We start from the raw sequence: 1,094 nt of genomic DNA, 5'->3' as shown, positions 1-1,094 counted from the left end.
CTGGCGAAGCTGGAAGGCTACGGCGTACGGGTAGGCCTGGGCACGGATGTCGGCGGCAGGCGCGCAGATCACTGAGATCCAGGCACTGGTCGATGCTGCGCAGGAGATGTTGGGCCGGGACGTGATCTTCGAGATTGAACGAGTAGAACAGGCGCTGCTGTCCTCCCGGTAACTGTCCCATCATGCTGTTCGCCTCCACGCCCGCTGACAAAGCAATTTTGCCAACGGCATGGGGAGGTCGCTACTTTTTCAACAGAATCGGCCAAAAGCGGACGATTGCTGGCAGGTATTCAAGCTATGTCCCCAGGCCCTGGGGAAATAGCTTGGGGTTTGAGAAAGCCTGCTTAAGGTGGTCGTACACCAATCGCACCCGCTTCGATACAGGACCCTGCTGCGGGCGGTATATGAACAGATCCCATGGTGCTGGAGCGTGATCAGCCAAAACGGCAACCAGCTTTCCTGACCGCAGATGAGGCTCAGCCAGATAGGCAGGAATTTGGCCAAAACACATGCCTGCCAGGGTGGCTTCCAATTCCGTATCTGGATCATCACAGATAAGCGCTGGCTGCCTGGGCGCGAACGTTTGCCCGTCGGCAAATAGCCAAGGCCAAGGGCGGCCATTTTTCCGGTCGATCAGGACTGAAAGTGGCAGCTTAGCTAAGGCATCCAAAGATTTAGGTGGTGTCTTTTGGCCTATGAGAGACGGGCACGCGACAACGTAAAACGGCACGGGAGCTAAGGCACGTGCAACGTAGCGCCGGTCGCGAATAACCCCCACCCGGATACCAATATCGATATGCGCTTCAACGGCATCAGTCATCTGATCTTCCAAGCGGAGATCGAATTGCAGGTCAGGATGTGCAGCGGCCAGGGGCTGAAGAAACGGTATTAGGAAGCGCCTGCCAATAGCATGTGGAGCCGTAATCCCCACCTTACCTGACAGCTCAGGCTCCGTCCTGTGCGACCGGAATAGCGTATCGAAATGATCCAGAGCTGACATGGCATCTTTGGCGTAATCCTGACCGAAAGCAGTGATGCTCACCTGGCGGGTATTGCGGTGGAACAGTGATTCGCCAAGCTCAGTTTCCAGGGCT

General features: G+C 56.4%; 2 protein-coding genes. Both read right to left on the bottom strand.

Annotation, left to right across the window (positions count from 1 at the left end; translation table 11 throughout):
- A partial coding sequence (locus ACQKEK_RS23405; RefSeq protein ID WP_499167731.1) for a hypothetical protein occupies nt 1-184 on the bottom strand: 184 nt, incomplete at its 3' end.
- Between the two features lie 111 nt (nt 185-295).
- On the bottom strand, nt 296-1,094 hold a 799-nt coding region (locus tag ACQKEK_RS23400), incomplete at its 5' end, for a LysR family transcriptional regulator (RefSeq protein ID WP_499167730.1).

It is taken from the genome of Pseudomonas sp. NPDC077408, from assembly GCF_050269105.1.
Lineage (GTDB): Bacteria > Pseudomonadota > Gammaproteobacteria > Pseudomonadales > Pseudomonadaceae > Stutzerimonas.
Note: the sequence above shows the minus strand (reverse complement) of the source record. Positions and strands in the feature narration are given on the sequence as shown.